The 4404-nt window shown below is 33.0% G+C and carries 4 protein-coding genes; 2 read left to right on the top strand and 2 right to left on the bottom strand.

Annotation, left to right across the window (positions count from 1 at the left end; genetic code table 11):
- The first annotated feature begins 556 nt into the window (after positions 1–556).
- Positions 557–1108, top strand: a complete 552-nt coding sequence (locus MHH71_RS30420; protein ID WP_429691967.1) for a replication/maintenance protein RepL — start codon at positions 557–559, stop codon at positions 1106–1108.
- A 39-nt stretch (positions 1109–1147) separates the two neighbouring features.
- Here MHH71_RS30420 and MHH71_RS30415 read toward each other — a convergent pair whose 3' ends face one another.
- Positions 1148–2446: a plasmid recombination protein gene (locus MHH71_RS30415; protein WP_040118686.1), complete on the bottom strand. Its 1299-nt coding sequence runs from the start codon at positions 2444–2446 to the stop codon at positions 1148–1150.
- A gap of 934 nt (positions 2447–3380) precedes the next feature.
- Here MHH71_RS30415 and MHH71_RS30410 point away from each other — a divergent pair.
- A complete protein-coding gene (locus MHH71_RS30410; RefSeq protein WP_040118689.1) occupies positions 3381–3752 on the top strand; it encodes a hypothetical protein in 372 nt (123 codons plus the stop codon).
- 104 nt (positions 3753–3856) lie between these two features.
- Here the strand turns inward: MHH71_RS30410 and MHH71_RS30405 are convergent, their stop codons facing one another.
- The gene (locus MHH71_RS30405) at positions 3857–4309 is read right to left on the bottom strand and encodes a helix-turn-helix domain-containing protein (protein WP_023441369.1); all 453 of its coding nucleotides are present in this window, start codon (positions 4307–4309) and stop codon (positions 3857–3859) included.
- Positions 4310–4404: the final 95 nt, after the last annotated feature.

Raw genomic sequence — 4404 nt, 5'->3', positions numbered from 1 at the left:
TGGTTTACAAACTATAAAATCAATCATGTTCCTTTGTTTTTGGGTGTGAGTGCTGGCTGGGGGTTTTGGGGGCTAGCCCCCAAGAACTTAACGTAACTGAATATAGATTAAGCTGACTGCTTAAAGCGATAAAATTGGGCGGTTCGGCTGGTACAATTGCTAGTCCAAGTCGAGCAACCTAATCCTCGTTTTTGGTCTGTTCGGCTTGGCGAAAGTTCAAAACCAGCCGAATTTCGGAATGCAATGAAGGAAAGGTGGAGATTTTTTGAGTGAGTTTCTCAAAAAATACTACCTGACCATTGTATGGAGAAAAGCCCTACTAGGAGATATAGAAAGAGACAGGCTAAAAACCTTGATAAATAAGGCTTTTTAAAGAGCAAATGTAACATAGCTTGTGATACATAAATGTAACATAGCTTGTGATACATATTTGTTACAAGATGTAACAAATAATTATTTACACGCCTATTTATTTGTTATACGATGTAACAAAGTTGATACATAAATGTATCATAGCTTGTGATACATAGGAGGGAATAAAAAAATGGTATCAGAGGTGTTGCAATTGGATAATCAAGAAGAAAAAAAGATTACAGTTGAATTAACAAGCGAAGAATTGAACAAAATTCAAAAGTTACTAGAGCTTGAAGAAGAAAAAGAGAAAACAGAAAAACAAAAAGAAGAAGAAAAAAAGAACTATAACTTTATACAATTGTATCGTGATAACATGCCTGAATTACGTTGGTTAATGACAAAACAGCCATTTGCTAGTAGTTTGTTATTTTTTATATTAGAACATATGGACAACCGTAATGCTTTAGCTTGTTCATATTCAGTTTTTGAAGATTATTTCGGAAAATCAAGAATGACGATTTACAGAGCAATTAAAATCCTTGAAGAAAATGGTTTTATTGATGTATTAAAAATGGGCACATCAAATGTTTATGTAGTTAATGAAAATCTTGCATGGACAGATAAAAACACAAGTAAAAAATTCGCAAAATATGACGGAAAAATCCTTGTTAGTAAAAAGGAAAATAAAGATTATCAATATAGAAACCAATTCGATAGATTCAAAGCCTTACGCGAAAGAGAAGGGATAAAATAGAACAAAAAAGCGATCCCCCTTACAATAGGTATCGCTTTTTTATCGCCCCCTGTCCATGTCATGTTCTTTCTGTTTACTTTTGCTTTTCATTTCTCTGTTATGCTCACGTTCGAACTGATTGTCTATACCTTTTATATCCAATTCATTTTTGATAAGCCCTCTAAACGCCTCAAATTGCTCTTTAAAGACTTTTTTTGTTTGTTCGTATAAAACCTTTATGTTCGCTTTCAAATCACGTATATGAGCTTTCAAATAGTGTATATCGCCCTTTAATGAACCGATTTCAAGCGTAGCTGACGCCAATTCCTTTTTTAACTGTTCATTTTCCTTCGTTTTTTGATAGACTTCCTCACGAAGATTTTTATTTTCCTGAACTAGATCCGTTGTCTGCAAACGCTCATAATCTTTTTTTACAGTGACAGCTGCACTCACCAAATCTTCCAGATATTTAACTTGTTTTGGTGTATAAACATAATTACCTGTTTCTTTTTCAATGATGTCAGGTTTCCCAATAAATTTAGGTTTCACCTCTGTCTTAATCTCTTTCTTTTTACTCTTTAGATTCATTTTCTTTTCAGGAACTTGCTCACTAACTTTCACAAGTTCATCTTTCTTTTTGGCTATTTTTTCTTCTAGCCATTGAATTTCCCTTTCTAAATCCTTTTTTTCTTTGTACTCATTAACATCTTTATATTCATTTGAACCAACTAGTTTTCGTTCAATGCCACGCTCTTTCAATATTTTTTCTAACAACTTTACTTCTTTTTCTCGCCAATCATCAAAAGGACGAGTTTTATCTAGTGCTGAATCTTGTTGCATAATGGCTCGGTCAAATGATACTTGCTTTTCAAGTCCTCTCTTATATCCACTCGCCACAGGCACAAAATTTAAATGCATATGAGGGCTTGTCTCGTCATTATGAATGACCGCATTATAAACTTTCAAATTAGGATTTCGTTTCTCAAAATCCTTGAACCACTCTAACAAAATTTCATTTGCTCTTTTATAATCGGCATTGCGAATGAAGTCGTTCAAATCACCCACTTGAATGATCATTTCTTGCTGAAGCGAAGTTTTCTTACTAGACTGAATGTGCTTATAATAATCGTCAATTTTTCTATCAGATCGTTTTTGTTTGGCATTATATTTCTCCAACGCTTCCCCGAACTCTTCTTGATATAACTCTTTCAAATCCTTCTGAACAAGATATTTATTTTCATCAGAACGTGAATAATCAATATGCGAATTTCGCTCTTTTTCCTTCTCACTCATTGTCCTGTTATTGTGTTTGATGTTGGTTTTGTTCGTTGCCTTTTTGAGAGAAACTGACATGCTCATGACGAATCAACTCCTTGCTCCCACTATACCAAAAGCTTTGTTACTTTGGCAAAGTAACCTTTTCTGTATTATGACATTTTGCTACGCTCCATGTACACAATGAAAAGGCTCTGCGAGGCTATGTCGGCCTTCGCCGATCCATGCTTTGCATGGCAAAAAACAAAACCTTGGACTCTGTCCAAACCTGTTGGGGAACTCTTCCCCAAACCCCATCAATCGAACTCCCCAACCCCTCAATCCTTGAGGGGCTCCCTCGCCGGTTGGCAGGGTCAAAAGGGTACCTTTTGACAACCACAAGAGGGTTGCATAGTGAGCATGTCAACTCCTTATCCTCCCGCTCCCTTACGGGTTCGGTCCGGTACCGTTGACATACACCATACAACTACCTCTTTTCATTCACTTTCTTTTTTCTATATTCAAAAAGGGATAGCAAACCAATAGCTAACACAAAAATACTAATTGGAATATAAAGAGGATAATCCGATTTTACATAACCCCGTATACAAATAAAGGCTACAATTAAAATTTCAATACAAAATATTAATCTAATATTTTTTAATAAATTCATATAAATTTTCCTTTCTTTTTTAATAACAATATATATAACATACTAAATTTACCAATTGAAAAGAAGCCCCTTGTTTTTAGGTGTAAGTGCTTAAAGAGTATGCAAGATTTTATGCAAAAAATCGGGAACGATGGGGAGGACAAAAGGCACGTCAGAATAGGAATGTATAAAAAGATGCATAGATCCATAGAACAAGAAAAGACAGATCCCTTGTGAGAGTAGGGATCTGTCTTTTCCTTGCTACCGATAATGAGACGTTATGTTAACCGAGCATGAATATGATATACATATTATATTTTATCTATCTTGCGTAAAGGAAATTGTCATATAATAGAAATAACATTATGAATTATACAGGAGATACAAATGAAAAAATTTTTAATTAGTTCTGCTGCAAGTCTGCTTATTTTTAATATCATGTGGGCCTTAATACCATATATTTCTGATCCTAATTATTCTTACCAGACTGATTTGAATTGGCCTACCATAATTGGATTCACTATAATTCTCACCATTTATGGTAGTATACTAGATCTTGTAGTTTGCCTAATTGGAGAAGTATTATACAGAAAAATAAAACAATGTAGAGAGTTTCGATTTGGAATTCCTGTATTTATAGGACTAGCTGTTATCTATATACGTATACTCTTTCTTCTTAAAAATCCATATTCTTCTAGTTTGGTTACACCTATTATTATGGGTTCCTTAGCTTTTTATTTCGTACGTAGAAAAATATAACTAACTTCCTATATCGAAAATTATGTAAATGAGCTGTCCATATAGACAGCTCATTTTATTTTTTGTTTAGCGTGATTTTCCCTAAAACGTTGGCGGTATCCCTATTAGTTCTTTAATAATCTTTCTTTCACTGTAGAACCTAGATTTACTATTAACCAAAAAATCACAGCTGTTATAATCCATATCGTTACTAAAATAACACTAGAAATAATAAAATCCTTTAAAGATGAAAATTGTAATGGCGAACGTTGGGTTATTAATACTTCTTTTATTACATAAAAAAGTACAAATACTAAACTCCCCCCTAAAAAATCAACTACTCTATTTTTTTTCTTGATCTTAATTCTTTTTTTTAGAATACTGTCTTCTCTTATTAATTCATCGATAGTTACATTGTATATATCTGACAAAATAATTAAATTGTCGATATCCGGATATGTTTTACCAGATTCCCACTTTGAAACAGATTGTTTTGAAACACCTATTTTTTGTGCAACATTTTCTTGCGTGTAATTATATTGCAATCTTAGTTGTTTTAACCGTTCATTTAATAACATCTTTATTCATCCCCTAAAATTTAAAAGTGATATTTAAAATTAAATCATAAATTTAAAATAAATCGATAACCTTTTGAGTAACTATAGTCACCCAT

It is taken from the genome of Bacillus sp. FSL H8-0534 (assembly GCF_038005885.1).
Classification (GTDB): Bacteria; Bacillota; Bacilli; order Bacillales; family Bacillaceae_G; genus Bacillus_A; species Bacillus_A pseudomycoides.
Note: the sequence above shows the minus strand (reverse complement) of the source record. Positions and strands in the feature narration are given on the sequence as shown.

Excerpts from the sequence above, each read along its gene's own strand:
- MHH71_RS30405 (WP_023441369.1), bottom strand. The coding sequence starts at position 4,309 with ATGTTATTAAATGAACGGTTAAAACAACTAAGATTGCAATATAATTAC.
- MHH71_RS30410 (WP_040118689.1), top strand. The coding sequence starts at position 3,381 with ATGAAAAAATTTTTAATTAGTTCTGCTGCAAGTCTGCTTATTTTTAAT.
- MHH71_RS30415 (WP_040118686.1), bottom strand. The coding sequence starts at position 2,446 with ATGAGCATGTCAGTTTCTCTCAAAAAGGCAACGAACAAAACCAACATC.